This window comes from Sandarakinorhabdus rubra (genome assembly GCF_010994245.1).
Taxonomy (GTDB): Bacteria; Pseudomonadota; Alphaproteobacteria; order Sphingomonadales; family Sphingomonadaceae; genus Sandarakinorhabdus; species Sandarakinorhabdus rubra.
Genome location: NZ_WMHO01000008.1, coordinates 1 through 25,799, shown reverse-complemented (window position 1 = coordinate 25,799; position 25,799 = coordinate 1). Strand labels below are relative to the sequence as shown.

Here is a 25,799-nt window from a genome sequence, read left to right as displayed (position 1 = left end):
CCTTCGATCTCGCTGGCGCCCAGCGGGCTGCCGTGGCTGCCGCTGGTGCCGGCCTTGGTTGGCGCGCCCTTGCCGATCGTGGTGCGCGCCGTGATCAGGCTGGGGCGCGGATCGGCCTTGGCCTCGGCCAGCGCCCGATCGATATCGGCCATGTCGTGCCCGTCACAGGCCACCACGTGCCAGCCGGCGCTGCGGAAGCGCGCGGCCATGTCCTCGGAACTGGCGAGGCTCACCGGGCCGTCGATGGAAATGCCGTTGTCATCCCAGATGACGTTGAGGCGACCGAGCTTCAGATGGCCGGCGAGGCTGATCGCCTCTTGGCTGATGCCTTCCATCAGGCAGCCATCACCGGCGATCACCCAGGTGCGGTGATCGACCAGCGCATCGCCGAACACGCCGTTCAGATGCCGCTCCGCCATGGCCATGCCCACCGCCATGGCGAGCCCCTGCCCCAGCGGCCCGGTGGTGCACTCCACGCCCGGCAGCTCGGTGTTTTCAGGGTGGCCGGCGCACGGGGAATGCCATTGGCGGAAGCGCTTGATGTCATCCAGCGTCGGCTTCTCGTAACCGGTCAGGTGCAGCAGCGCATAGATCAGCATGGAGCCATGGCCGGCCGACAGCACGAAACGGTCGCGATCCGGCCAGCGCGGCGCTGCAGGATCAAACTTCAGGTGGTTGGCGAACAGCACGGTCGCCACGTCGGCCATGCCCATCGGCATGCCGGGATGGCCGCTCTTGGCAGCCTCGACCGCATCCATGGCAAGGGCCCGGATGGCATTGGCAGCGCGGGACGGTTCGACAGACATGAGCAGTCCTGGATGCCCGGTGCGCCCGCCGGCACGCCAGGAGACGGGGGCGCGGGGACTGGCCGGTTGGAATGGCGTTGCGCGCGGCTTAAGCCGAAGCGGCGCCGATGCGTCAACCCGCTTCGCAAGGCACGGCGCCTGCATGACCCACATGCCGCAGACACAGCCCGTCCCAATATCCTTGACCACGGCTGACATTCCATCTTATGAACGGCGCGCAACTTGTTGAGTGGGCGGGGAGTAAGGGCGATTTCTGAACTGTTGAGCCTGTTCGCGCGGCTGGAGGCGGCTTTGGCGCGGCTGGAACAGCAGCAGCAGGCCGCCCGCCAGTCCCTCGCTGCGGCGGCTGCGGCCCATGATGCCGATCGCCGCCGGCTGGCGCAGCTGGAAGGCGCCGCGGCCGACGCCCTGAAGGCGCTCGACACGCTGATCGGGCAGGAGTGAACGATGGGCCAGGCCATGCTGTCGATGGGCGGTCGCCAATATCGCATCAACTGCCGCGATGGGGATGAGCCGCGCATTGTTGGCCTTGGCGAAGAACTTGCCGCCCGTGCCGACCGGCTGACCCGCAACCTGGGGCCCATGCCTGAGGCGCAATTGCTGGCGATGGTGGCGCTCACCCTGGCCGACGAATTGGCCGATGCCCGCTCCGGCGCGCCCTCCTCCGGCCCGGTGCCGCCGATGCTCGACATCACCCGACTGACCCGCATCGTCGAACGACTCGAGGCGCTGGCCAGCGCCTGAGTTTGGGCCTCACGCTTGCCGCGCTGCCACCGGCGCCCTATATCAAGAGGTGGCGGGAACTGCCCGGTACGAGCGAGCAAGCATCCCTGAGGCGATAATCATCCTATCGGGGGCTGGCACTGGGTGGATCCTGGTCCATGCAACTGGCTCCCACCTGACGTTTTGGCGTCAGAGGATCTTCAAGGCCAACGGCCCATGGTGGTCCCGCCACAATTGCCACTCTCGCATCTGCCATCTTCGCATCGGGCCGAATGACCAAGACCGACCTGCGCCGCCAGTATCGCGCTGCCCGCAAGGCCTTCGTGGCGTCGCTCGGCCCGGGCGCGCGCGAAATGCTTGAACGAGCGCTGGCAGATCATGCCCTGCCGGCTGTCGCGGGCGCGAGCATGGTGGGCAGCTATGCCGCGTTGGGCGACGAGATCGATCCTGTGTGGATCGAAAAGCGCATCGGCCCCCACGCCTTCCCGCGCGTCGCCGGGCCGGATCTGGTATTCCACAATTGCGACTGGGCCGATCTGAAGCCCGGCTTCCAGAACATCCCCGAACCGCCTGCAACGGCGCCCGTGGTGCAGCCCGACGTGCTGCTGGTGCCGCTGCTGGCCGTCACGCCGTCGGGCGTACGGCTTGGCCAGGGCCGCGGCTATTATGATCGGGCACTGGCCCGGCTGCGCGCCCAACGCCCGGTGCTGGCCGTGGGCCTCGCGTGGGAGTGCCAGATTGCCGATTCCCTGCCCGCCGATCCCTGGGATGCGCCGCTCGACATGATCGCGACACCAACGCGTCTGGTCGACTGCCGCCAATATCGCTAAGGCGCGAGGCATGGATCTGTCTCCGCACCGCGTGCCGCCCGAGCCCAGCTGGCGCAAGCCGGTGGGCATGCTGCTCATCATCCTCTACATCACGCTCTACGCGCTCAGCGTTTCGGCGCTAGCGGACAGCATCGCGGCGCTGCCGCTGGCACTGGAAGCCATCGTATATCTGGTGGCCGGCCTTGCCTGGATTGCGCCCTTGCGGCCGTTCATCCTGTGGATGAACACCGGCCGCTGGAGCACCAAGTGAGCGCCCCCGCCGATCCGCCGGTGCTGCCGGCCGCCGCCTGCCAGACGATGGCCGAGGTGCGCGCTGGCGTTGACGCGCTCGACCGCGAACTGGTGGCCCTGCTCGCCCGCCGCTTCGGCTACATGGATGCCGCAGCCCGCATCAAGCCGGCGCGCAGCCAGGTGCGTGACGAGGCCCGCAAGGCCGAGGTGATTGCCAACGCCAGTGCTGCTGCTACCGCCGCGGGGTTACCGGCCGGGCTGGCCGAAGCGCTGTGGGAAACGCTGGTGGAGGCCTCCATCGCACACGAGCTTGGCGTTTGGGACGCGCTGCGCCGGGATCCCACCTCCGACGCGGCCTGAGGGCCGGCGGTGACCCTCCTGAACAACGAAGCCGCGATCCGGCTGACGGTGTTTGCCGCCGTCCTGCTGGCGATGCTGGGCTGGCAGGCGTTGGCACCGGCGCGCACGCCGCGCCAGCCCGGGCTCGTCCGCCAGGCCAACAACATCGCCCTCCTCGCGCTGGACACTGCGCTGGTGCGGTTGCTTTTCCCGGTGCTGGCGGTGGGGCTGGCTCTGCGGCTGGAGGGCAGCGGGCTGCTGCTGTCTGCTCTGCCGCGCTGGCTGGCGGTGGTGGCGGCGCTGATCCTGTTCGATCTTGCCATCTATTGGCAGCACCGGCTGTTCCACCTGATCCCGGCCCTGTGGCGGCTGCACCGCGTGCACCATGCCGATCCCGATTTCGACGTGACGACGGCGCTGCGCTTCCATCCCGGCGAGATCATCCTGTCGATGCTGATCAAGCTTGGGCTGGTCTGGCTGCTCCGCCCGCCAGCCGAAGCGGTGCTGATCTTCGAGATATTGCTGAACGCCAGCTCGATGTTCAACCACGGCAACGTGCGCCTGCCGGCGGGACTGGAGCGCACCGTGCGCCGGCTGGTGGTGACGCCCGATCTCCACCGGGTCCATCATTCGGCGGGCGGCGACGAGATGAACCACAATTTCGGCTTCTGCCTGTCGCTGTGGGATCGCTGGTTCGGCACGATGGTGGCACAACCGGCTGCGGGCCATGCCGCCATGCGCATCGGCCTGCCCGGCCCGACGCCAACGCGGCGTGAGCTGTGGCTGGACCGGCTGCTGCTGATGCCCTGGCGACCGGCGGCAGGGCGGGATTGACACTGGCTGCGGCCACGCCCCCGAGAAATGGGGACAAGTGGCGCGAGTGACGGGGCTCGAACCCGCGACCTTCGGCGTGACAGGCCGACGCTCTAACCGACTGAGCTACACCCGCGTGTCTTGCGGAAGGCGGCGGATACGGACGCAGCCTGCCGGTGTCAAGCGCCTATCTGTGCGGCAGCGCCCCCAATGCGATGGCGTTTGTGGGCGGCCCGGTTTGCGATAAGGAAGCGCCATGAACCTGCCGCCCCCTCCTGCCCCCCGTCCACCCGAAGCCGCCGTGGCCGGTCTGCTAGCCCTCCTCGATCTCGAAGAGGTGGAAACCGATCTGTTCCGCAGCCAGTCCACCGATGCCGGCTGGATCCGCGTTTATGGCGGCCAGGTGGTGGCACAGGCGCTTATGGCCGCCAGCCGCACCGTGGAACAAGGCAGGCTGTGCCACAGCCTGCACAGCTATTTCATCCGGCCCGGCGATCCCAAGCTGCCCATCGTCTACAAGGTGGAGAGGGATCGTGACGGCGCCGGCTTCACCACCAGGCGGGTGGTGGCGATCCAGAAGGGCAGGCCCATCTTCAACATGGCCGCCAGCTTCCAGGTGCCAGAGGATGGCCTTGAACATGCCGTGACGCCGCCGGCCGATGTGCCGCACCCGGAATCGCTGGAAAGCGAATCGGACTGGGCGCGCCGCAACGCGCCGCACGCCCCGGAACCCTGGCGCACCATCTGGCTCACCCGTGAACGGCCGCTCGACGTGCGGGCGGTGGAGCCGGATGATTTCTTCAAACCCGAAAAGCGCCCGCCGCACCAGCGACACTGGTGCCGGCTGGCGGCGCCGCTCAGCCCCGAACAGGCGGCCGATCCGGTGCTGCAGCGCTGCCTGTTCGCCTATGCCAGCGACATGACCCTGCTTGACACCTGTCTTGCCCCGCATGCCATCAGCTGGGCCAACCCGGCGCTGCAATCGGCAAGCCTTGATCACGCCATCTGGTTCAACCAGACGCCGGACATGAACCTGTGGCACCTGTTCGACCAGGATTCGCCGATGGCCGGGGGCGGCCGCGGCATGAACCGTGCCATCGTCCACGATATCGAGGGCCGGCCCATCGCCTGCGTGATGCAGGAAGGGCTGATCCGCTACCGGCCCTGAGCGGCGCTGTGTGACCGCCCGCGCACCACGCGACCGCCTGCGCCACCGCCTGCGCCGGCCGGCCTATCTGTCGGCCATTGGCCCGGGGCTGGTCACCGGCGCGGCAGACGATGACCCTTCGGGCATCGCCACCTATGCCCAGGCCGGGGCGAGCTTTGGCTATGCCCTGCTGTGGCCGGTGCTGCTGGCTTGGCCGTTCCTGACCGCCTTTCAGTACAGCTGCGCCGAGATTGCCCGGGTCACCGGCCGCGGCATTGCCGCCAATCTGGCTGCCAACCTGCCCCGCCCGGCCGTGTGGGGCGTGGTGGTGCTGCTGCTGGGCGCCAACATCTTCAACATCGCCTCCGACATCGCGGCGATGGGTGAGGCGGCGCGGCTGGTGACCGGCTGGAACCGGCCGGCGCTGATGATCGGTTTTGCGCTGGTGTCGCTGGGGCTGCAGGTGTTCGTGCCCTATCACCGCTATGTCGGCCTGTTGAAATGGCTCACCCTGTCCTTGTTCGCCTATGTCGGCGTCGTGCTGGTGGCCGGCGTGCCGTGGCAGGCGGTGCGGGCCGGGCTGTGGCCCAGCCTGCCGCCGGGCAGCGCCACCACCGTGGTCGCCATCCTTGGCACCACCATCAGCCCCTATCTCTTCTTCTGGCAGAGCGCACAGGAGGTGGAGGAGATGCAGCTGAACCACCGCAAGCCGCTGGTGCGCCGGACCCGCGGTGCCGTGCGTGAACTTGGCCGGCTGGCGCTGGACAGTGTCAGCGGCTTCATGGTCACCATGCTGGTCTCCGCCTGCATCATCGCCGCCACGGCAGCGACCCTGTACGGCGCCGGCGGCCACCCGATCACCACCGCCGCCGATGCCGCCGCCGCCCTGCGGCCGATTGCCGGTGATTTCGCCTTTGCCCTGTTTGCCTGTGGCATCATCGGTACCGGGCTGCTGGCGGTGCCGGTGCTGGCCGGATCGGCGGCCTACGCCCTTTCGGAAGTGATGGGCTGGCGCGCCGGGCTGGAGCTGAAACCGCGCGAGGCGGCCGGATTCTACGGCGTGATCGCGCTGGCGGTGGCGGTGGCGCTCGCCATCGATCTCATCGGCATCGATGCCATGCAGGCGCTGTTCTGGACGGCGGTGATCAATGGGCTGGTGGCCGTGCCGGTGATGGTGGCGATCATGGCCCTGGCCAGCCGTCGGGCGGTGATGGGCCGTTTCCGGGTGACCGGCCCACAGGCCGTGCTGGGCTGGGGCGCGACCCTGCTGATGGCCGGCGCGGCCCTGGCCATGATGATCCTGTAGCGGTTGGCGGCATGGCGGCGGGCCAGTAGAGTTCGGCCCGACTCAAATGGAGATCATGCCATGGCCACGCTCACCCGCCCCGAAGGCACCGAAGCCGAAGACCTTGCCCTGTCGCGCCGCGCCGTGCTGATCGCGGCGGGCTATGCCGCCTTCGACGTGGCCGCCAATGCCGAACCGGTGCGCACGCCCGATACGGGGCTGGTCACGGGCTGGGAGACGCTGCCCGGCGGCCTGCCGGCGTTCGTGGCGCGCCCCAGTGCCAAGGGCAAGCACCCGGCGGTGATCGTGGTGAACGAGATTTTTGGCGTCCACGAATGGATCAAGGATGTCTGCCGCCGCTTCGCCCAGGCCGGCTATGTCGCGGTGGCGCCGGAGTATTTCTACCGCGGCGACACCGAGCGCAAGCTGCCGACAATGACCGATTTCCCGGCCATCCGCGCCATTGTCGCGCAGGCGAAGCTGGAACAGGTGATGGGTGACACGAAGACGACGCTCGACTGGCTGGGCGGGCAGAAATTCGTGAACAAGAAGAAGCTCGCCATCACCGGCTTCTGCTGGGGCGGCGGCATCACCTGGATGGCCGCGGCGCGCTTCCCGGAGCTGAAGGCCGGCGGCGCCTGGTATGGCGGCCTGAAAGGCAATCCGGGCCCCGAAGGCCGCAAGTTCCCGATGGACGTGGTGGCGGACCTGAAGGCCCCGGTGCTCGGCCTCTATGGCGCGCTCGACAAGGGCATCCCGGTCGCCGACGTGGAGGCGATGCAGGCGAAGCTGAAGGGCACGAAGAGCAGCATCGTGCTCTATCCGGACGCCGATCACGGTTTCCTCGCCGATTATCGCCCCAGCTACAACGCGGCCGCGGGCAAGGACGCGTGGGGCAAATTGCTGGCGCATTTCAAGGCCAATGGCGTGTGAGGCGGCCCCTGGCCATCGCACTGCTGATGGGCCTAACGGCTGCAGCACCGCCACCCGTGGTGCAGGATCGCGCGCGCAATCCGGCGCGCAGCCCGCTGCTGCTTGATCTGGCCAGCGACCTCACCACCGTCTGCGGCAACAGCAAGGATGTTGCCAACCAGCTGATCTGCGTGTCGTGGCTGAACGGTGCCTCCCAGATCAACGCGCGCTTCCAGACGCTCAGCCCGCAGATCCTGCCCGATTTCTGTCCGCCACCGCAGGCCGCCACGCTCGGCCGTCAGCGCGAGCTGCTCCTTGGCTGGCTGGCCGCCAACCCGAAGGAGGCGGGCAATCCCGCGCTGATGGCCTATCGCAAGGCGATGGCCGGCGCCTTCCCCTGCCAGGCTGCCTGAACCATGCGCCTGCTTCTGCCCGTCTTGCTGCTGTCTGCCGCTGCCAGCGCGCAGCCGGCCGACAATCCCGTTGCCATGGCCACCGGCGCCCACCTGAAAGCCGTGTGCAGCCGGCAGGATGACCGGGCCAGCCGGATCATCTGCCTGTCATGGCTGAATGGTGCCTCCCAGGGCCATGGCTGGTTCACCCCGAAAGATGCGGCGCTCACCCCGCCCCATTGCCGGCCCGGCCGGGATTATGACCTGGCCGAATATCGCGGCGTCATCCTCGCCTGGCTCGACAGGCATCCCGCCGATCTCGACCGCCCGTCCATCGAGGTCTACAGCCGGGCGCTGGCCGCGAAGTGGCCCTGCAGGTCCAGATGAGGTCGGCATGAGCTGGGATTTGGCCAAGGCGCTGCACAAGAAAGCCGAAGTGGAAACCGCCCGGTTGCAGGCCTTCGACTTCCAGCAGCGTGCTCGTGCCATCAGCCTGGTTGCCCAGTCTCATGGCATTGATCCCAAGTTGCTTGCAGGCCGCCTCGCTGTCTGCCTCGATGCGGAACTGGTCAATCGCCTTGCCGAAGCGACCGGGCTCGGCCCCGCCGACGCCGCCATCGCCTTCAGCGAAGCGCTGACCAGGGCCCGGCAGCAATTGGTGGCAGAACAGGGTGACCCCACCCCGCACCGTCTGGCCTAGTCAGAACCCCACGAACCGCGCCGCTTCCTCGACGCTCTTGCGCTCCGACACCACGGCGTTGGCGGGGAAGGTCTCGTCCGGCCAGCCCAGCGCGATGGCCTTCATGATCACCTGATCATCCGGGATGCCGGCATGTTCGCGCACCACGGGTGACTGCATGATGCCCTGGCTGTTGATCACGGCGCCCAGCCCGCGCGACCAGGCGGCGTTGACCAGCGCGGTGGAGACGGCACCGCAATCGAAGGGCGTGTCATCGCTGCCGGCCAGCACCTTGTCGTAAGTGATGATCACGCACACCGGCGCGTCGAACTGGCGGAAACCGCGCAGCACCCAGTCCTGCCGGGCCGGCGCGTCGTCGCGGGCGATGCCCATGGCGCTGAACAATTGCTTGGCCACCCCGATCTGGCGTTCACGGTGGACGCCGGCGAAGGGCTGGCCGATGCGGAATTCGCGGCTGTGCGGAATGCCGGCAAGATTGCGTTCGGTGTTGCCGGCGCGGATGCGATTGAGCGGCTCGCCGGTGACCACGGTGAAGTTCCACGGCTGGGTGTTCATCGACGATGGCGAGCGCATGGCCATCGTGAGGATCTCCTTGATCAGCGCCATCGGCACCGGATCGGGCTTGAAGCCGCGAATGGAACGGCGGCCCAGCACCACCTCGTCATAGCTCATCGTCATGCTGTCTTCCGCTCCGCGATGGCCTGGCCGGCTGCAAAGCCGGACGCCCAGGCCCATTGAAAATTATATCCACCCAGCCACCCGGTAACGTCCACTGCCTCGCCGATGGCAAACAACCCCTCAAACTGATTGGCCATCATGGTGCGGGATGAAAGGCCGGCTGTGTCGATACCGCCGGCGGTCACTTCGGCCTTGGCAAAGCCCTCTGTGCCATCGGGGCGGAAGGCCCACGCCTTCAGGCGGCCCATGGTGGCGGCCAGCGCCGCGTCTTTCTGGTTGCCCAGTTCCCCCGCCAGCCCCAGCGTTTCGGCCAGCGCCGTGGCCAGCCGTTCCGGCAGAGCGGCGGCCAGAACGGACTTCAGGCCAGCCCTGGGGCGCTGGCGCTTGGCGGCCAGCAGCCAGTCGACCGGCGCATCGGGCAGGAAATCGACCGCGATGGCCTCGCCGTGGCGCCAATAGCTCGACACCTGCAGCATCGCCGGGCCGGACAGGCCCTTGTGGGTGAACAGCGCCGCTTCGCGGAAGGCGGTCTTGCCCGCTGACGCCACCACGTCCGCAGCGACCCCCGCCAGCTCGCGGAACAGGCTTTCACCCTGCGGCAGGGTGAAGGGCACCAGCGCCGGGCGCGGCGGGATGATCTTCAACCCAAACTGCTTGCCGAGCTGATAGGCAAAGCCGGTGGCGCCCAGCTTGGGGATGGCCGGCCCGCCGGTGGCGATGACGAGATTGGGCGCCGTGAACATGCCGGCGCTGGTAGTAACGCTGAACCGGCCATCGGTGTGGCTGACATCGGTGATGCCGGCCCCGAAGGCAAAGTCCACGCTGCCGGCCGCACACTCGTCCATCAGCATGGCGACGATCTGCTTCGCCGACCCATCGCAGAACAATTGCCCCAGCGTCTTCTCGTGAAAGGCAATGCGGTGTTTTTCGACCAGCGCGACGAAATCGGCCGGCGTGTAGCGCGACAGCGCCGAACGTGCGAAGTGGCGGTTTTCGCTCAGATAGCGTTCCGGCACGGCGCCAACATTGGTAAAATTGCAGCGCCCGCCGCCGGAAATCAGGATCTTCTTCCCCGGCTCCGGGTTGTGATCGATCACAAGCACCCGCGCGCCCGCCTGGCCTGCGGTGGCGGCACAGAACAGGCCGGCGCCGCCGGCGCCCAGGATGATCGCATCATGCGGCATTGGCGCGGTGCCTAGCGGGTGGCGGCCGGCATGGGAAGGCGTTAGGCTGAGGCATGACCGACTGGACACACGCAGCCGAGGCGATCCTGCCCGATATGATCGCGCTGCGGCGCGCCATCCATGCCGAGCCGGAGCTGGGCCTGCACAATCCGCGCACCGCCGACAAGATCAGGGCAGCCCTGGCCGGCCTGCCGCTCGAGATCCGCACCGGGGCATCGACCACCGGCATCGTCGCAACGCTGAAAGGCCCCGCGAACGGCCGCACCGTGCTGCTGCGCGGCGACAGCGATGCCCTGCCGATGCCGGAGGAGACGGGGCTGGACTTTGCCTCCATCGTTCCCGGCGCCATGCACGCCTGCGGGCACGACGCGCATGTGGCGATGCTGGCCGGCGCGGCGCGCATCCTGTGCGAGCGGCGCGAGAGCCTGGCGGGCAGCGTGATGTTCATGTTCCAGCCCGGCGAGGAAGGCCACCACGGCGCCCGTTTCATGCTGGACGATGGCCTGATCGATCCGCTTCCCGACGCCGCCTTTGCCCTGCACATCATGCCCAACGCGCCGTGGGGCGTGGTCGGTGGCCGCACCGGCGCGCTGCTCGCCAGCAATGACAAGTTGCGGATCGTGGTGACGGGGCGCGGCGGCCATGCCTCCATGCCGCACGACGCGCTCGATCCGGTGCCCATCGCCTGCGAGATCGCCCTGGCGCTGCAGACCTTCGTGACGCGGCAGGTGAGCGTGTTCGACCCGGCGGTCATCACCATTGGCCAGATCAGTGCCGGCACCACCGACAATGTCATCCCGGAGACCGCCCTGCTCTATGGCACGATGCGCACCCTGTCGGCGGCCACCCGCCAGAAGCTGCATGACGGCCTGCCGCGGCTGGCGCAGGGCATCGCGGCCGCCCACGGCGCCAGCGCGACCGTGGAGATCATCCCCGGCTTTCCGGTTACCAACTGCGATGGCCGCGCCGTCGCCCTGGGTGAGGCGGTGACGAAGCAGCTGTTTGGCGAGGACGCATGGCAGCGCCTCGCCCACCCGATCATGGGTGCCGAGGATTTTGCCTATGTGCTGGAACAGGTGCCCGGCGCGATGTTCTTCCTCGGCGTTGCCGAACAGGGCACCGACTGGCGCGCCTGCTGCGGGCTGCATTCCAGCCACATGCACCTTGATGAAAGCGCCATGGTGCGCGGCGCTGCCCTCCACGCAGGGCTGGCCGAGCGCTTCCTGGCCGAGGGATTCGGTTGACGGCAAAAGCCGTTGCAAAAGAGGGGCGGCGCGCTATACGGACGCCCTTCCCTTGCGGAAGGCCAGACTTGGTGCGGGGCAGTAGCTCAGATGGGAGAGCGCAGCAATCGCACTGCTGAGGTCAGGGGTTCGATCCCCCTCTGCTCCACCATTCTGGCGTGCTGACGGCCCTATTGCGGGTCCATCGCAGACGGCAACTGCCTGATATCACCATAATCCGCTTCGGCCCGGCGCATCTGCGCCGTGCCAGCAGCAACCTGTTCGGCCGCGGCGAGGCGGGCGGCCTGGGCTGTGGCAATCTGGCGCTCGGCCTTGGCCATCGCATCGCTGGCCCGGCGCAGATCGCGCTCGGCGTCAGCAATGCGCGCGTCGCTCTTGCGCAATCGCTCCCCACCTTGTTCGACATCACGCTGCCCGTCTGACCAGGCCGCTCCGCGCCCGGCGATGGACTCGCCGCGCGCCGACATGCGTTGGCCTGCATCGAGCGGCGCTGAACGATCGCCGGCACAGGCCGAAAGCGCCAGCAGCGCAGCAATGGCCACGGGTGCGACAAAGGATGACGAAATATGCATGACAAGCGCTTTCTGAAATTTCAACCCTTGCCAGGTGGGAATGATTGATCGCGGGTGCAATACTACCTAGGTATATTTGAGATATCATCCAGATAAGGCTATAAATCATTTCAAAGTAAAATTTCAGAATTAGATGATTTTGTGCTATGCTCTCACGAAAGGCCATTTCGCCTCGGGACAATATATATGCTTATCAGTACAATCATCACACTCATCATCGTTGGCGTCCTGCTCTGGCTGGTCAACAACAAGCTGCCGCTCGACGGCACGATCCGGTCGATCATCAACATCGTGGTGATCATCGCCGTCATCGTGTGGCTGCTGCGCGCGTTTGGGCTGGTGTCCTTCTGAGGACCGCGACGCGGTGCCGCTTGGCGGCACCGCGGCCGCGCGGTAAACCCGCCGCGTGTTCACCGCCTTCGCCCTTGCTGTCGTCTCGATGGCCGCCATCATTGCCGTACGCTATCTGGCGGTGTCCGGTGGTTTTGCCTGGCTGACGCGGGCGCGCGGTGTGGCCGATGGCCCGGCCGATCCGGCCAAGCGGCGCCAGCAGATCCGCGCCGAAATCCGCTGGTCGCTGCTCTCCGCCTTCATCTACGCGGTGCCCGCCGGGCTGGCGCTGGAGGCGGCGCGGTCGCTGGGCTGGACGCAGTTGATGTGGCAGGTCACCAGCCCGCTCGACCTGGCGTGGTGGCCATTGTCGATCCTCGTCTATCTGTTCCTCCACGACAGCTGGTTCTATTGGACGCACCGTTGGATGCACGCGCCCCGCCTGTTCAAGGCCGCACACGCCGTCCACCATGCCAGCCGGCCGCCCACCGCCTGGGCCGCCATGAGCTTCCACCCGCTGGAGGCCGTGTCGGGCGCCATCCTGATCCCGGCGCTGGTGTTCATCATCCCCATCCATGTCGGCGCGCTGGGCGTGGTGATGCTGATCGCCACCATCATGGGCGTCACCAACCACATGGGCTGGGAGATATTCCCCAAGGCGTGGGTGGATGGCTGGTTCGGCCGCCACGTCATCTCGGCCAGCCACCACGAGGCGCACCACCGCTTCTACACCTGCAATTACGGCCTGTATTTCCGCTTCTGGGACAAGGTCTGCGGCACCGATCGCGGCCTTGCCAACTGGGACGCCCGGGCCTAAGCCTCATTCATTCCCCGGGGGGCCGGCATGACCGGCTGAGAGTGGGCTTCCTGGCCCTGACCCGCTGAACCTGATCCGGTTGACACCGGCGGAGGGAGGGAGGCCGCGCCACGCACCTGCGCGCGCTCCATCCGTTCCGATTGCTGGAAGGATGATGGCCATGGCCGATATCAATTCGAAGCTCGATGTGCCGGTCACAACCGGGCCGCTGCCGGGCAGCCGCAAGATCCACGTGGCCGGCACGCTGCATCCCGAAATCCGCGTCGCCATGCGCGAGATCGCGCTTGATCCGTCGGCCAACGAGCCGCCGGTGCGCGTCTATGACCCGTCCGGCCCCTACACGGATGCCACGGCCCAGATCGACATCGCTGCCGGCCTGCCGCCGCTGCGCCGGGCGTGGGTGGAAGCGCGCGGCGACGTGGAGCGCTATCCCGGTCGGCCGGTGAAGCCGCAGGACAATGGCGTTGCCAACGTCCCCGGCGGGAAGGCCGATATCGACGAGTTCCCGAACGTGGTGAAGACGCCGCTGAGGGCAAAGGCCGGCGCCGTTGTCACCCAGCTCGCCTATGCCCGCCGCGGCATCATCACGCCGGAAATGGAATATGTCGCCATCCGCGAAAACATCGGTCGGGCCCAGCGAGAAGGCATCATCCGCGATGGCGAGAGCTTCGGCGCCGAAATCCCGGATTATGTGACGCCGGAATTCGTGCGCAGCGAGATCGCCCGCGGGCGCGCCATCATCCCCGCCAACATCAACCACCCGGAAGCCGAACCGATGATCATCGGCCGCAACTTCCTGGTGAAGATCAACGCCAATATCGGCAACAGCGCGGTTGCCTCCTCCATCGCCGAGGAAGTGGAGAAGATGGTGTGGGCCACCCGCTGGGGCGCCGACACGATCATGGACCTTTCAACGGGGCGCAACATCCACAACACCCGCGAATGGATCCTGCGGAACTCCCCCGTCCCCATCGGCACCGTGCCCATCTACCAGGCGCTGGAAAAGGTTGGCGGCATCGCCGAGGACCTGACGTGGGATGTGTTCCGCGACACGCTGATCGAACAGGCCGAACAGGGCGTCGATTATTTCACCATCCATGCCGGCGTGCGGCTGGCCTATGTGCCCTTGACCGCCAACCGGGTCACCGGGATCGTGTCACGCGGCGGCTCCATCCTCGCCAAGTGGTGCCTCGCCCACCACAAGGAAAATTTCCTCTACACCCACTTCCGCGAGATCTGCGAGATCATGCGCGCCTATGACGTGTCGTTCTCGCTGGGCGACGGTCTGCGCCCCGGCTCGATCGCCGACGCCAACGATCGCGCGCAGTTCGCCGAACTGGAAACGCTGGGCGAGCTCACGAAAGTGGCCTGGGAGCAGGACTGCCAGGTGATGATCGAAGGCCCCGGCCATGTGCCGATGCACAAGATCAAGGTGAACATGGAAAAGCAGCTGGAAGAATGCGGAGAGGCGCCCTTCTACACGCTGGGGCCGCTCACCACCGACATCGCGCCCGGCTATGACCATATCACCAGCGGCATCGGCGCCGCCATGATCGGCTGGTTCGGCACCGCCATGCTCTGCTATGTCACGCCCAAGGAGCATCTCGGCCTGCCCGACCGCGACGACGTGAAGGTGGGCGTCATCACCTACAAGCTCGCCGCCCACGCCGCTGATCTGGCCAAGGGCCACCCCGCCGCCCAGCTGCGCGACGACGCCCTCTCCCGCGCCCGCTTCGAATTCCGCTGGCGCGACCAGTTCAACCTGTCGCTCGACCCGGAAACGGCGCTGGCCTATCACGACGAGACGCTGCCAGCCGAAGGCGCCAAGGTCGCCCACTTCTGCTCCATGTGCGGGCCGAAGTTCTGCTCGATGAAGATCACCCAGGACGTGCGCGACTATGCCGCCAAGGTGAACAACCCGGAGATGATCGAAGCCGGCATGGCCGAAAAAAGCGCCGAGTTCCGCGCCAAGGGCGGGGAGATTTACCTGCCGGCGGCGGAGTGAGGCTTGGCCCGCCGGCCGCGCCGCTGGGGCTATGACTCGCGTGGCACGCCGGCCGTGGTGCATCTGCCCGGCTGCCTCGCCATCGCCCTCCTCTGCTTCCTGCCGCTGCTGGCGCCTGACCTGATCGAACGCTGCATCGGCTATGCGCCTGATCCGCCCGACCGGAAGGGCGCCGCCGCCGTGCTCAGCGCGCTGGCCACCCTGTGCTCACCGCTGCTGTTTCTGGGGCCGACACGGAACATCGTGATCGGCGTCACCATCGTCGCCCTGATCATCGCCTCCCTGTGGGCGCGCCACTGGATGAAGGAGCACCAGGCCCATTGGGACGTGATCCGGGCCGAGGAACGGGCCCGCCGCGCCGAGAAGCGGCGGTTGAAAGCGGCGCGCAAGGTGGAGCCACCGGCGAAGGAGTGAAAAGGGGCCTCCGGCGGGCAGGGGCTGAGCCCCTGTACCCACCTTTTAAATCGCAGAGTGGCGATTGACAATCTCGTTGAACCTTCATTTTGACTCGGACGACTCGAGTGTGTCGAGTACACGGCTGTCCTGCAATCATGCACATCTACAAGTGCTTATCGAACACTTTCCGTGGCGCATCTTGCAAAATCTGAACGTTCATAGTTAAATTGTTATCGGGAGAAATCGACAGTGTCCTACGAGGAACCGCCCGACCTAGAAGAGAATGGTGAAGGGTTCGTCGCGAATATTACAAAACATGTGCCAGAAGGATGGCGCGTCAAAGTTGCAAAAATGTGTTTACAACTGACGCTTGGTGCTGAAGCAGCGGCATCTCTATATTCAGATGCGAGAGAAAAGCTTGATCACATAGAGGGTCGATCACTTATCACTCGCAGACTTGCTGAAGTAGTTGCTAATCAGGCCGTGAGGGACCCGGTGATCGTTGAACGAGCTAAAGCTCGATTTCTTGGCGACCTCGCTCGCAAACAAGAAAACCTAGAAGCAGTCATATCATCTGCAGTTGAACTGCTACCTAACTTACCTATGTCAAGTCCCGATCAATCAAATGAAGCAGCCGTGCGTGAAGCGACAGAATGCCGATCCGACACCCTTGGCGAAGAGGCGGCCAACCCATTGAATCCGGACTGGGCTTCGACCTTTGTGAGCTTTGCTGAAAACGCCTCAACAGACGATCTGCGGCAGCGGCTTTCAAGTATCTTAGCAGGCGAAATGCGGGCTCCAGGGACATACCCAAGATCCACTCTTCGCTCCCTAGCTGAACTAGACAAAGCCGACTTGCTCGCAATGCAAGCAGTATCGTCATTTGTATTAGGTAGGGAAATATTAATCTTTAATGATGAGGGCAGGAAACCCACCATTGAGTCTCTCCTACCGCTTGTTGACAGCGGACTCATTGCAGATGCAAAGCCGGGGTTGAGCAAGGCTTGGCGCGCCGCTGACGATAAACCGTGTATTGTGGTTATTGGCGGTAATTATTGGGGGCTAATGGCAAGTTTGAAGAATGTAAATCAAATCAGCTTCGAAGTAATTCCTCTCACTAGGACCGGCGTTGCAGTCCATGATTTGGTAGGTAAAGCCGACGAGCGAGGTTTGCTAATTCGAATTGCTGAGAAAATAGATAAAGACAATACTATTTCTATACACCTAGCAAGACGCGACGGGGACATGTTTATTGTTACAGAACAGCTATATCCACCTTCCGTGGACATTCCCTTAGGTGCACAAAAACTACGACTCTGATGAGATACACTGATAGAGGTATTGCCTAAAACTCTGAGAGCATCGTCCTCAATCACCACCCGCGAACCCCCAAACCGGCGCCTCCAGCATCGCCGCAAGCTTTCCCCGCGTCGCGGCCGAGCCGATGCGGCTGCGCCATTCTCGATCCGGCTCAGCCAAACCTACATAGACCCGGTGCGGCGGGCGAGTTCGGCCTGGGACAGGCCGCGATGGCGTTGCCAGGCGGCAATGGGGTGGAGGTCATCGTCGAGGATGTCATCCAGCATCACCCCGGGCATCATGCGGCTGGCTTTGCCGGGCTTCATGATCGGACAATATCAACGAACGGGTGCAGGGACGAGTCCCTGCCCGCCGGAGGCCCACTTCTTCGCGTAACACACCGACCCCGCCCTTCCCCCATTGCGCCAGCATGATACACTGGCGCCGCACTTCAATCCGGGGGGATAAACCATGCGGCGTGTTGCGATTCTGATGGCGGCTGGTGCCCTGCTGGCGGTGCCCGGAACCGTTCAGGGCCAGGCGCGGCGGCCGGCGCCGAAGCCGGCGGCCAAGCCTGCCGCCATCGTCCAGAAGGTGATCCCGCCAAAGGCGACCTATTGGCTGTCCGCGCAGACGATGACCGGCTTCGGCATGGGTGGGAACATGCCCTCGGCCGGAGACATGATGCGCATGGCGATGAGCGGGCAGCAGCCGGGGGCGATGTCCAAGTCGCTGGTTCTGGATCTGGGCGGCAAGTTGCCGGTCAGTGCGCCGCCGCCGCTGGGCCGGCACCTGGTGCCGGCGGGGATGAACATGGGTGACCTGTTGTTCCTGAAAACGCCGCAGCGCCAGGCGGCGACCCCAAGCGAGCCGGAGGATTTCGAGCCGCCCAAGGGCCGGGTGCTGCTGTTCTGGGGCTGCGGCGAGGAGGCGCGCCCCGGCCAGCCGGTGGTGATCGATTTTGCGAAGGTGGCTGCCGGGCAGATCCCGCCCGGGCTTTTTGCCGGCGAGCGGGTGCGCATCGCCCGGCCACCCTCAGCCAGCAGCTGGCCCACCCATGGCCACTGGCCCAATGATGATCGCGCCAGCCGCAACGGCGTGCCGGCGAACGCCAGCCTGGTGGGCGATCATGCGGTGACCGGCAATTACATCCCCGACATCCAGTTCAGCCTGACCAAGGATTTCATGGGGGCGCTGAACCTCGATCAGAAGAAGGCGCCATCGGGCGCCATCGCCATGAGCTGGAACCAGTTGCCCGACGCCACCGGGCATTTCGCCAGCTTCATCGGCGGCGAAGGCGAAGATCCGGCAAAAGGCGCCACCGTGGTGTTCTGGTCCTCGTCGGAAAGCCAGACCTTCATTTCGGCGCTTGGCGACTATATCGCGCCGGCCGAAGCCGCGCGGCTGGTGGGCACGAAGCAGTTGATGCCGCCAGCCCAGACCAGCTGCGCCATCCCCAAACAGGTGCTGGCCGCCGCGCCGCAGGGCCTCGTGTCTCTTGTCGCCCACGGGCCGGAGGAGAATTTCCTCTATCCGCCGCGCCCGGCCGATCCGAAGATCACCTGGGATCAGCAGTATGCCGTGAAGGCCCGCTTTGTCTCGCGCGCTGGCGGCCCGGCCGGCATGAACATGGCCGAGATGATGGGCGGCGGCGATGAACGGCGCGGCCGCAACAGCCGGCGCAATAGCAACGGTGGCAGCGGCACCAGGCCCAAGTGCGAGGCCAGCAGTGGCGGCGGCGGCATGCTGGGCGGCGCCATCGGCGGCCTGCTCGGGCGCCGCAAAAAGGCCGAGGATTGCGAGCCCTGATGCCGAAGGCTGATGCGCCCGAGCCCCCCTCTTCTGCCGGGCACCGCGAGCGGCTGCGCCAGCGCCTGCTGACGGCCGGCGGCGACGGCTTCCATGATTATGAGCTGCTGGAATATCTGCTGGCGCTCGCCATCCCGCGGCAGGACACCAAGCCGCTGGCCAAGCGGCTGATCGGTGAGTTCGGCAGCCTCGCCGCGTTGATCGCCGCCACGCCGGAGGAGTTGAAACGCGTCGAGGGCCTGGGGACAAGCGCCGCGGCGGCCATCAAGTTCGTCGAGGCGGTGATGCTGAGGGCCCTGCAGACACGGGCGCTCGACCGCCCGGTGCTGTCGGGCTGGCAGGCGCTGCTGGACTATCTCCACGCCAGCCTGGCGCAGCGCGCCACCGAGCAGTTTCGGGTGATCTTCCTCAACAATCGCAACATCATGATCCGCGACGAGGTGATGAACGACGGCACCGTGAATGCCGCGCCCGTCTACCCGCGCGAGATCGTCAAGCGCGCGCTCGATCTGGGCGCGGCGGCGGTGGTGCTGGTCCACAACCATCCGTCGGGCGATCCGCAGCCCAGCCGCGACGACATCCAGATGACCCGCGCCATCATCGAGGCCGGGCGGCACCTGGGGCTGGCCGTCCATGATCATGTCATCATCGGCGCGTCCGGCCATGTCTCGATGCGCAGTGCCGGTCTGATCTGAGGCACGGGCGATCGAAACCATACGCAAGTTGCGCCTTGCACGGCAGCCTGCCTGTTCGCACAAGGGAAACCACGCGGGGATGGAGGATGGATGCAGGCGCTGCCGGCCTTTGACGAGATGTTTGGCACTGGCGAGGGCTACAACAGCCAGTCACCCGATGGCGTGACCTCGGCCTATCAGGCCATCCGCCGCTGGCTGGCGGACAGCCCGCCCGAACTGATGGCGGCGCGGCGCGCCCAGGCCGAGCTGTTCTTCCGGCGCATCGGCATCACTTTTGCCGTCTACGGCGACGCGCAGGCGACCGAGCGGCTGATCCCCTTCGACATCGTGCCGCGCATCCTGGCCCGCGCCGAGTGGGATCGGCTGGAGCGCGGCCTCAAGCAGCGGGTGCAGGCGCTCAACGCCTTCCTGGCCGATATCTATGGCCGGCAGGAGATCCTGCGCGCCGGCATCATCCCGGCCGAACTGGTGCTGCAGAACCCGGCCTATTGCCTGCACATGGTGGGGCGCACGCCGCCGGCCGGCATCTGGGTGCACATCGCCGGCATCGATCTGGTGCGCACCGGGCCGGATGAATTCTTCGTGCTGGAGGACAACGCCCGCACACCGTCGGGCGTCTCCTACATGCTGGAAAACCGCGAGGTTATGCTGAAGCTGGTGCCCGACCTGTTCGACAGGGTGAAGGTGGCGCCGGTGGAGACCTATCCGGAAAAGCTGCTGGAAACGCTGGCCAGCGTGTCGCCGCGTCAGCGGCGCGGCGGCCACCCCACCTGCGTGCTGCTCACCCCCGGCCAATACAATAGCGCTTTTTACGAGCACAGCTTCCTTGCCGACAAGCTGGGCATCGAGCTGGTGGAAGGCTCCGACCTGTTCGTGCGCGACGACGTGGTGTTCATGCGCACCACCGAAGGCCCGCAGAGGGTGGACGTGATCTACCGCCGGGTTGATGACGCCTTCATCGATCCGCTGGTGTTCAACCCCGATTCCATGCTCGGCGTGCCCGGCCTGATGTCGGCCTATGCGGCCGGCAATGTCACGCTGGCCAACGCGGTGGGCACCGGCATTGCCGACGACAAGGCGATCTACAGCTACATGCCCGAGATCGTGCGCTTCTACACCGGCGAGGAGCCCGTATTGGCCAATGTGCCGACCTGGCGCTGCCGCGAACCCGAAGCCCTGATGTATGTGCTCGATCACCTGCCCGAACTGGTGGTCAAGGAAGTCGATGGCTCAGGCGGCTATGGCATGCTGGTTGGCCCGCACGCGCCCAAGGCCACCATCGCCGCCTTTGCCGCCAAGCTGAAGGCCAATCCGGACAAGTTCATCGCCCAGCCGACCCTGGCGCTGTCCACCTGCCCCACCGCGACCGAGAGCGGCATCGCGGCCCGCCATGTCGACCTGCGCCCCTTCGTGCTGACCGGCGCGGACGGCGTGCGCATCGTGCCGGGCGGCCTGACGCGCGTGGCAATGACGGCCGGGTCGCTCGTGGTGAACTCGTCACAGGGCGGCGGCACGAAAGACACGTGGATCATAGACGGATGAAGCCGTGTTAAGCCGCACCGCCGGAAACCTCTACTGGATGGGCCGCTATCTCGAGCGGGCGGACTTCAGCGCCCGCCTGATCGAGGCGACGCAGCGGCTGGCCGCCCTGCCCTCCAGCTATGGCGGCGCATCGAATGCCTGGGAATCGGCACTGGCCGCCGCCTGCCAAGTGGACGCCTTCGACGCCACCGGGCTGCCGGTGGACGAGCATGAGGTGACCGAATATCTCACCCTCAACGCCGCCAACCACAGCTCCATCCGATCGTGCCTGGAAAGCGCGCGCTCCAACGCGCGGGCCGTACGCACCGCGCTGACCGAGGAAGGCTGGGAAGCCATCAACACCGCCTGGCTGGAGGTCAGCCGCTATGGCACTCACCTGTCGAGCCGGGAAACGCTGAGCCAGCTGATCGAATATGTGAAGCATGCGGTTGCCGCATTTGATGGCGCCGCCAACCGGACCATGCTGCGCGGCGATGCCTTCTGGTTCATCAACCTGGGCGCCGCCATTGAGCGAGCCGACAATTCGGCGCGGCTGCTCGATGTCAAATATCACCTGCTGCTGCCGCGCGACGAGCCGGTGGGCGGCAGCCTCGACTATTTCCAGTGGACGACCATCTTGCGCACGGTTTCGGCGATGACCGCCTATCGCTGGGTCTACAATGACAGCGTGAAGCCCTGGCTGGTGGCGGACCTGCTCATCCTCAACCGCCAGATCCCGCGCAGCCTGGCGGCCTGTTATGATGAGATCATGCGCCATCTCGATCTCTTGGCGAGCGGCAGCGGCCGGCGCGGTCCGGCACACCGGCTGGCCAGCGCCGGCCATGCTCGGCTGGTGGGCAGCAGCATCGATGCGATCTTTGCACAAGGGCTGCACGAATTCCTGGAGCAGTTCATTCTCGACAACAACCGGCTCGGCGATGCCATTGCCGAACAGTATCTTTTCTGAAGGCGGCCAATGCGCATCCGGGTCGATTACGCCACCATCTATGAATATGCCCGCCCGGCCAGCGATGTGCTGCAACTGCTGCGCGTGCAGCCCGCCGGGCATGAGGGGCAACATGTCGTCCACTGGCGGATCGACAGCGACTGCGACGGCCACCTGAAGCGCAGCGAGGATGCCTTCGGCAACATCACCCACATGTTCTATCCCGACGGCCCGGTGCAGAAACTGGCCCTGCACGTCACCGGCGAGGTGGACACGGTGGAAAGCCACGGGGTGTTGAGCGGCACCCTGGAACGCCTGCCGCCACAGGTCTATCTGCGCCAGAGCGAGCTGACGATGCCCGACGAGGCGCTGGCCGCCTTTGCCCGGCAGATCGACACCGGCGACGCGCTGGCTACCTGCCACCGCCTGACAGCGCATCTCCATGGCCAATTCAGCTTCGATCCCGATGTCACCCACGCCCACAGCGATGCCGCCCACAGCTTTGCGCTGCAGGCCGGTGTCTGCCAGGATTATGCCCATGTCTTCCTGAGCGTGACGCGCCTCATCGGCATCCCGTCGCGTTATGTCTCGGGCCATCTGGTGCGCTCCGACGGGCTCATCACCCAGCCGGCGGCCCATGCGTGGGCCGAGGCGCTGATCCCCGATCTGGGCTGGGTGGCCTTCGATCCCACCAACGGCATGTGCGCCACCGAGGCTTATCTGAGGGTGGCGGTGGGGCTCGATTACCGCGATGCCGCGCCGATCCGCGGCGCCCGCCGTGGCGGCGGCGCCGAGACCATGGCCGTGGCGGTGACCACCCAGGCCAGCATCCAGCATCCGGGCCTGGGCGAACTGGGCGCTGCCGGCGATGCGGCACAGGCCGCCAGCCAGGCCCAGGGCTGAAGCCCCCAATTGAACCAGTCCCTTGCCCGGTGGGGCGCGAGCGGGCAAGCTTTCGACAAAGCACGTGAAATTCGGGGACGGATGATGACCTATTGCATCGGCATCCTGGTGCGCGAGGGCCTGGTGATGATGGCCGATACCCGCACCAACGCCGGGGTCGACAATATCTCCACCTATCGCAAATTGAGGGTGATGGAGCATGGGCCGGACCGCATTTTCCTGTGCGCCTCGGCCGGTTCGCTGTCGGTGACGCAGAGCGCCTTGTCGCGGGTGGCGCTGGGCGTCACCATGCCCGACACCGGCGAGAAGGAGCAGCTGTCGGAGGTGCCGACCGTGTTCCGCGCCGCCCAGCTGGTCGGCCAGGCGCTGTCCGACGCCAAGACCGAGATCGACCGGGTGGTGAAGGATGCCAAGGTCTACACCGATGCGACGCTGCTGCTGGGCGGCAGCATCGGCGGGCGGCGGCCGCGCCTGTTCCTCATCTATGGCGCCGGCAATTTCATCGAATGCCAGCAGGACACGCCCTTCCTGCAGATCGGCGAGCACAAATATGGCAAGCCGGTGCTGGACCGCATGCTGACCCACGAGACCCCGATTGCCGAGGCCATCAAGATCGCGCTGTTCAGCTTTTCGGCCACCGTGCGATCCAACCTCGCCGTCGGCCTGCCGATCGATCTGGCGACAGTGCGCACCGGCGTGTCCGACCTCGAGACCATCCACCGCATCGAGGCGGATGATGACTATTACAACGAGCTGGACAGCCGCTGGAGCAATGCCTTGCGCGCCGCCGCCGCCGCCATCCCGCTGCCGCAATATGCCAGCCAGCCGGAACAGGAATTGCGCAGTTAGGCGCCGTGCTCAGGCCGTCGCAGGCTCCGTCGCTGGCCGGAAGCGCCACAGCATCACCGCCAGCACCAGGCCCAGCGCGGCAACGCCGGTCATCGCCAGATAGCCTGGCGCGCCGAGCCGGTCATAGAGCGGCCCCGAAATCAGCACCGCGGCGGCATAGGTCGGCGCGTTGGCCACCCCCATGTAGATCATCTGCGCGGTGGGCGCCCGATCGTCGCCATAGAGCGTCTGGATGAAGCGCATGCCGCCCAGGAAAGTGGCGGCAAAGCTGAGCGCGTGCAGCAGTTGTAGCGGCATCAGCAGCCAGAAAGGTGGCAGCGCAGCCAGCGCCGTCCAACGCACCACGGCCCCGACGCCGCCGGCCACGATCAGCGTTTCGGGCCGGAAGCGCGCCGACCATTTGGCGAGGAAGATCAGGAAGCCCACTTCGGCCAGCGTGCCGATGTTCCACAGCGCCGAGATTTCCTTTGACGACATGCCCTGCTCGTTGGCCCACACCAGCGAGCCCGAGGTGTAGAGAAATCCGGCGCTGGCCTGGATCAGCCCGGCGGCGAACACGAACAGGGAGAAGCGCGGGTTGCGCAGCATGCCAAGGCCGGCGGACAGGCGCTCGCCAAAGGGCTGTTCAAGCTCGGTGCGGGCCTGGCGTGGCTCGAACGGCATGGCCGCGCTGCCAGCGATCATCAGTGCCGAAATGGCCAGCATGAAGGCCCAGATCGGCCAGAAGGCCCCGGTCCAGTCGTTCATCACGCCGACGATGCTGGTGCCAACGACGAACGCAGCCGAGGCGAGGCCGCGCGCCAGGCCATAGGTGGGCTTGCCCTGCCGGGTGAGCCGCAGCAGCGCGGTTTCCACCACCGGCAGCAGGCCCCAATAGGCGACATCGAGCACCAGGATGACGGCGAACACCGCCACGAAGCCGGTGAGGAAATAGAGCGCCGCGAACCCCACCGTCAGCAAGATCGTGAACATGAACAGCGGCGCCCGCCGGTCGCTGCGGCCATCGGCCCAGGCAGCGGTCAGGGGCCCGGCAACGGCGCGGCTGAAGCCGGCGATGGCCAACACCACGCCAATCTCGGCGCCCGAGAAGCCGTGCACCTTTTCCAGCCACAACGGCAGGAACGGGATCAGGCAGCCGAAACCGGCGAAGAACAGACAGGCCAGCACCGTGGCACGCACGCCATCGGAGGAGATCTGAGCATGTGTCGATTCGGCCATGGCATGTGATGGCAGGCCGTCTTGACCCTGTCACTCTGGCAGCGTGGACAGCCAGCGTGCTCCAGGCCTAGTGTGCGTCAAACAACATAGAGAAACCGCAGTTTTGGGAGATACGCCATGGCCCTTCCGGCCCTTTTCGACCTCACCGGGCAGACCGCCCTCATCACCGGCTCCAGCCGCGGCATCGGCAAGGCGATCGCCCACCGCATGGCCGAACATGGCGCCAATGTCGTCATCTCCAGCCGCAAGGCCGATGCCTGCGAGGCGGCGCGGGACGAGATCAACGCCGCCGTCGGCCGCGAGGCCGCCATCTCGGTGCCGGCCAACATCGCCAGCAAGGAAAGCCTGCAGGCGCTGGTGGATGCCACCATCGCCAAATGGGGCCAGATCGATCACCTGGTGTGCAACGCCGCCAGCAATCCCTATTACGGCCCGCAGGGCGGCATTTCGGACGAAGCCTTCACCAAGATCCTGCAGAACAACATCGTGTCCAACCACTGGCTGATCGCCATGGTCGCCCCGGCAATGCGGGCGCGCAAGGATGGCACCATCACCATCGTGTCCAGCATTGGCGGCCTGCGCGGCTCGACCATCATCGGCGCCTACTGCATCTCGAAGGCCGCCGACATGCAGCTCGCCCGCAACCTCGCCTGCGAATATGGGCCCGACAATGTGCGGGTGAACTGCATCGCGCCCGGCCTCATCAAGACCGATTTTGCCAAGGCGCTGTGGGATGATCCCGACACGCTGAAGCGCTCCACCGCCACCGCGCCCTTGAAGCGCATCGGCGTGCCCGACGAGATTGCCGGCATGGCGGTGTTCCTGGCCGGCAAGGCCGGTGCCTTCACCACGGGGCAGAATTTCGTGATCGACGGCGGTGTGACGATCGCGTGATTGCAGGCGCCTGACGCTGGTGGTCAGCGCGGGGCGTCCAGTTCAAACACCATCGTCACCTGCGCCGACAGGGCGAGTTCACCTGGTTCCACCGGGGTCGCCTCGGCCACCGCGTCTGCCGCCATGCGCGCCATCGGGCGGAACATCGGGCCGGGTGCCGGCGCGCCGGCCTCGCTGAGGCTAACGATGCGCTTGACAGTCAGGCCGGCCGCGGCGGCATAGACGGCCGCCCGCGCCCGCGCCTTGGCCACGGCAGCGGTG

General features: G+C 66.3%; 32 protein-coding genes, 2 tRNA genes and 1 riboswitch. Of the genes, 26 read left to right on the top strand and 8 right to left on the bottom strand.

What is annotated here, in order from left to right; genetic code table 11:
• Positions 1 to 806: 1-deoxy-D-xylulose-5-phosphate synthase N-terminal domain-containing protein (locus tag GJV64_RS01240; RefSeq protein ID WP_164155474.1), on the bottom strand; the 806-nt coding region annotated here is incomplete at its 3' end.
• Between the two features lie 261 nt (positions 807 to 1,067).
• Between GJV64_RS01240 and GJV64_RS01235 the strand changes: the two genes are divergently transcribed.
• The 6 genes from GJV64_RS01235 (at position 1,068) to GJV64_RS01210 (ending at position 3,763) form a co-directional block, all read left to right on the top strand.
• Positions 1,068 to 1,250 carry a hypothetical protein gene (locus tag GJV64_RS01235; RefSeq protein WP_164155473.1) on the top strand — a complete coding sequence of 61 codons (183 nt, stop codon included), beginning with the start codon at positions 1,068 to 1,070 and terminating at the stop codon, positions 1,248 to 1,250.
• 3 nt (positions 1,251 to 1,253) lie between these two features.
• Complete coding sequence (locus tag GJV64_RS01230; RefSeq protein ID WP_164155472.1) at positions 1,254 to 1,550, top strand: cell division protein ZapA; 297 nt, start codon at positions 1,254 to 1,256, stop codon at positions 1,548 to 1,550.
• A 251-nt stretch (positions 1,551 to 1,801) separates the two neighbouring features.
• Positions 1,802 to 2,359 carry a 5-formyltetrahydrofolate cyclo-ligase gene (locus GJV64_RS01225; protein ID WP_164155471.1) on the top strand — a complete coding sequence of 186 codons (558 nt, stop codon included), beginning with the start codon at positions 1,802 to 1,804 and terminating at the stop codon, positions 2,357 to 2,359.
• 10 nt (positions 2,360 to 2,369) lie between these two features.
• Entirely contained in the window at positions 2,370 to 2,609 is a 240-nt protein-coding gene (locus tag GJV64_RS01220) for a DUF2842 domain-containing protein (RefSeq protein ID WP_164155470.1), read from the top strand.
• Between the two features lie 47 nt (positions 2,610 to 2,656).
• Positions 2,657 to 2,950 carry a chorismate mutase gene (locus GJV64_RS01215; protein WP_164155481.1) on the top strand — a complete coding sequence of 98 codons (294 nt, stop codon included), beginning with the start codon at positions 2,657 to 2,659 and terminating at the stop codon, positions 2,948 to 2,950.
• Positions 2,951 to 2,959: 9 nt separating this feature from the next.
• Positions 2,960 to 3,763 carry a sterol desaturase family protein gene (locus tag GJV64_RS01210; protein ID WP_235927541.1) on the top strand — a complete coding sequence of 268 codons (804 nt, stop codon included), beginning with the start codon at positions 2,960 to 2,962 and terminating at the stop codon, positions 3,761 to 3,763.
• A 38-nt stretch (positions 3,764 to 3,801) separates the two neighbouring features.
• Here the strand turns inward: GJV64_RS01210 and GJV64_RS01205 are convergent.
• A tRNA-Asp gene (locus tag GJV64_RS01205) sits at positions 3,802 to 3,878 on the bottom strand.
• A 120-nt stretch (positions 3,879 to 3,998) separates the two neighbouring features.
• Here GJV64_RS01205 and GJV64_RS01200 point away from each other — a divergent pair.
• Genes GJV64_RS01200 through GJV64_RS01175 form a run of 6 tightly spaced genes read left to right on the top strand, consistent with a single transcriptional unit; the run spans position 3,999 to position 8,178 of the window.
• Positions 3,999 to 4,910 carry an acyl-CoA thioesterase gene (locus GJV64_RS01200; protein ID WP_164155469.1) on the top strand — a complete coding sequence of 304 codons (912 nt, stop codon included), beginning with the start codon at positions 3,999 to 4,001 and terminating at the stop codon, positions 4,908 to 4,910.
• A gap of 10 nt (positions 4,911 to 4,920) precedes the next feature.
• Complete coding sequence (locus GJV64_RS01195; RefSeq protein ID WP_235927540.1) at positions 4,921 to 6,195, top strand: NRAMP family divalent metal transporter; 1,275 nt, start codon at positions 4,921 to 4,923, stop codon at positions 6,193 to 6,195.
• 60 nt (positions 6,196 to 6,255) lie between these two features.
• Positions 6,256 to 7,107, top strand: coding sequence for a dienelactone hydrolase family protein (locus GJV64_RS01190; protein WP_164155468.1), 852 nt, complete (start codon positions 6,256 to 6,258; stop codon positions 7,105 to 7,107).
• The gene (locus GJV64_RS01185; protein WP_164155467.1) at positions 7,104 to 7,499 is read left to right on the top strand and encodes a Rap1a/Tai family immunity protein; all 396 of its coding nucleotides are present in this window, start codon (positions 7,104 to 7,106) and stop codon (positions 7,497 to 7,499) included. The genes GJV64_RS01190 and GJV64_RS01185 overlap by 4 nt, the downstream gene beginning before the upstream one ends.
• 3 nt (positions 7,500 to 7,502) lie before the next feature.
• Positions 7,503 to 7,865, top strand: a complete 363-nt coding sequence (locus GJV64_RS01180; RefSeq protein ID WP_164155466.1) for a Rap1a/Tai family immunity protein — start codon at positions 7,503 to 7,505, stop codon at positions 7,863 to 7,865.
• 7 nt (positions 7,866 to 7,872) lie between these two features.
• A complete protein-coding gene (locus tag GJV64_RS01175; protein ID WP_164155465.1) occupies positions 7,873 to 8,178 on the top strand; it encodes a hypothetical protein in 306 nt (101 codons plus the stop codon).
• Here GJV64_RS01175 and GJV64_RS01170 read toward each other — a convergent pair whose 3' ends face one another.
• The gene (locus GJV64_RS01170) at positions 8,179 to 8,850 is read right to left on the bottom strand and encodes a nitroreductase (protein ID WP_164155478.1); all 672 of its coding nucleotides are present in this window, start codon (positions 8,848 to 8,850) and stop codon (positions 8,179 to 8,181) included.
• A gap of 2 nt (positions 8,851 to 8,852) precedes the next feature.
• Entirely contained in the window at positions 8,853 to 10,040 is a 1,188-nt protein-coding gene (locus GJV64_RS01165; RefSeq protein ID WP_164155464.1) for a BaiN/RdsA family NAD(P)/FAD-dependent oxidoreductase, read from the bottom strand.
• Between the two features lie 53 nt (positions 10,041 to 10,093).
• Between GJV64_RS01165 and GJV64_RS01160 the strand changes: the two genes are divergently transcribed.
• Both GJV64_RS01160 and GJV64_RS01155 read left to right on the top strand, forming a co-directional pair.
• Entirely contained in the window at positions 10,094 to 11,284 is a 1,191-nt protein-coding gene (locus GJV64_RS01160; RefSeq protein ID WP_164155463.1) for a M20 metallopeptidase family protein, read from the top strand.
• Between the two features lie 75 nt (positions 11,285 to 11,359).
• Positions 11,360 to 11,435, top strand: a tRNA-Ala gene (locus tag GJV64_RS01155).
• Positions 11,436 to 11,454: 19 nt separating this feature from the next.
• Here GJV64_RS01155 and GJV64_RS01150 read toward each other — a convergent pair.
• Entirely contained in the window at positions 11,455 to 11,916 is a 462-nt protein-coding gene (locus GJV64_RS01150) for a hypothetical protein (RefSeq protein WP_164155462.1), read from the bottom strand.
• A gap of 126 nt (positions 11,917 to 12,042) precedes the next feature.
• On the opposite strand from GJV64_RS01150, the gene GJV64_RS01145 reads away from it, so the two are divergent.
• The 5 genes from GJV64_RS01145 (at position 12,043) to GJV64_RS01125 (ending at position 16,724) form a co-directional block, all read left to right on the top strand.
• Complete coding sequence (locus GJV64_RS01145; protein ID WP_164155461.1) at positions 12,043 to 12,207, top strand: Thivi_2564 family membrane protein; 165 nt, start codon at positions 12,043 to 12,045, stop codon at positions 12,205 to 12,207.
• A gap of 55 nt (positions 12,208 to 12,262) precedes the next feature.
• Complete coding sequence (locus GJV64_RS01140) at positions 12,263 to 13,003, top strand: sterol desaturase family protein (protein ID WP_408014960.1); 741 nt, start codon at positions 12,263 to 12,265, stop codon at positions 13,001 to 13,003.
• Positions 13,004 to 13,008: 5 nt separating this feature from the next.
• Positions 13,009 to 13,117: riboswitch (TPP riboswitch) on the top strand.
• Positions 13,118 to 13,163: 46 nt separating this feature from the next.
• Positions 13,164 to 15,008 (top strand): phosphomethylpyrimidine synthase ThiC, encoded by a 1,845-nt coding sequence (thiC, locus tag GJV64_RS01135; RefSeq protein ID WP_164155460.1) that lies wholly within the window; start codon positions 13,164 to 13,166, stop codon positions 15,006 to 15,008.
• 3 nt (positions 15,009 to 15,011) lie between these two features.
• On the top strand, positions 15,012 to 15,422 hold the full coding sequence (locus GJV64_RS01130; protein ID WP_164155459.1) for a hypothetical protein: 411 nt from the start codon (positions 15,012 to 15,014) through the stop codon (positions 15,420 to 15,422).
• Between the two features lie 231 nt (positions 15,423 to 15,653).
• A complete protein-coding gene (locus tag GJV64_RS01125; RefSeq protein WP_164155458.1) occupies positions 15,654 to 16,724 on the top strand; it encodes a DUF2806 domain-containing protein in 1,071 nt (356 codons plus the stop codon).
• A 161-nt stretch (positions 16,725 to 16,885) separates the two neighbouring features.
• Here GJV64_RS01125 and GJV64_RS01120 read toward each other — a convergent pair whose 3' ends face one another.
• The gene (locus GJV64_RS01120; protein ID WP_164155457.1) at positions 16,886 to 17,029 is read right to left on the bottom strand and encodes a hypothetical protein; all 144 of its coding nucleotides are present in this window, start codon (positions 17,027 to 17,029) and stop codon (positions 16,886 to 16,888) included.
• A gap of 166 nt (positions 17,030 to 17,195) precedes the next feature.
• On the opposite strand from GJV64_RS01120, the gene GJV64_RS01115 reads away from it, so the two are divergent.
• From GJV64_RS01115 to GJV64_RS01090, 6 genes are all read left to right on the top strand, one after another.
• Positions 17,196 to 18,512 (top strand): hypothetical protein, encoded by a 1,317-nt coding sequence (locus GJV64_RS01115; protein ID WP_164155456.1) that lies wholly within the window; start codon positions 17,196 to 17,198, stop codon positions 18,510 to 18,512.
• On the top strand, positions 18,512 to 19,207 hold the full coding sequence (radC, locus tag GJV64_RS01110) for a RadC family protein (RefSeq protein WP_164155455.1): 696 nt from the start codon (positions 18,512 to 18,514) through the stop codon (positions 19,205 to 19,207). Before GJV64_RS01115 ends, radC begins: the two co-directional genes overlap by 1 nt.
• Positions 19,208 to 19,297: 90 nt before the next feature.
• Positions 19,298 to 20,749, top strand: a complete 1,452-nt coding sequence (locus tag GJV64_RS01105; protein WP_205599478.1) for a circularly permuted type 2 ATP-grasp protein — start codon at positions 19,298 to 19,300, stop codon at positions 20,747 to 20,749.
• Positions 20,750 to 20,753: 4 nt separating this feature from the next.
• Entirely contained in the window at positions 20,754 to 21,695 is a 942-nt protein-coding gene (locus GJV64_RS01100) for an alpha-E domain-containing protein (protein ID WP_164155454.1), read from the top strand.
• 9 nt (positions 21,696 to 21,704) lie between these two features.
• Positions 21,705 to 22,577 (top strand): transglutaminase family protein, encoded by an 873-nt coding sequence (locus GJV64_RS01095; protein ID WP_164155453.1) that lies wholly within the window; start codon positions 21,705 to 21,707, stop codon positions 22,575 to 22,577.
• Positions 22,578 to 22,658: 81 nt separating this feature from the next.
• Positions 22,659 to 23,426 (top strand): peptidase, encoded by a 768-nt coding sequence (locus GJV64_RS01090; RefSeq protein WP_235927539.1) that lies wholly within the window; start codon positions 22,659 to 22,661, stop codon positions 23,424 to 23,426.
• Positions 23,427 to 23,435: 9 nt separating this feature from the next.
• On the opposite strand, the gene GJV64_RS01085 is transcribed toward GJV64_RS01090, so the two are convergent.
• Positions 23,436 to 24,644 (bottom strand): MFS transporter, encoded by a 1,209-nt coding sequence (locus tag GJV64_RS01085; protein ID WP_164155452.1) that lies wholly within the window; start codon positions 24,642 to 24,644, stop codon positions 23,436 to 23,438.
• Positions 24,645 to 24,761: 117 nt separating this feature from the next.
• On the opposite strand from GJV64_RS01085, the gene GJV64_RS01080 reads away from it, so the two are divergent.
• Positions 24,762 to 25,538, top strand: coding sequence for an SDR family NAD(P)-dependent oxidoreductase (locus tag GJV64_RS01080; RefSeq protein ID WP_164155451.1), 777 nt, complete (start codon positions 24,762 to 24,764; stop codon positions 25,536 to 25,538).
• 23 nt (positions 25,539 to 25,561) lie between these two features.
• On the opposite strand, the gene GJV64_RS01075 is transcribed toward GJV64_RS01080, so the two are convergent.
• Positions 25,562 to 25,799, bottom strand: a 238-nt coding sequence (locus GJV64_RS01075; protein ID WP_164155450.1) for an SIMPL domain-containing protein, incomplete at its 5' end; no start/stop codon positions are given.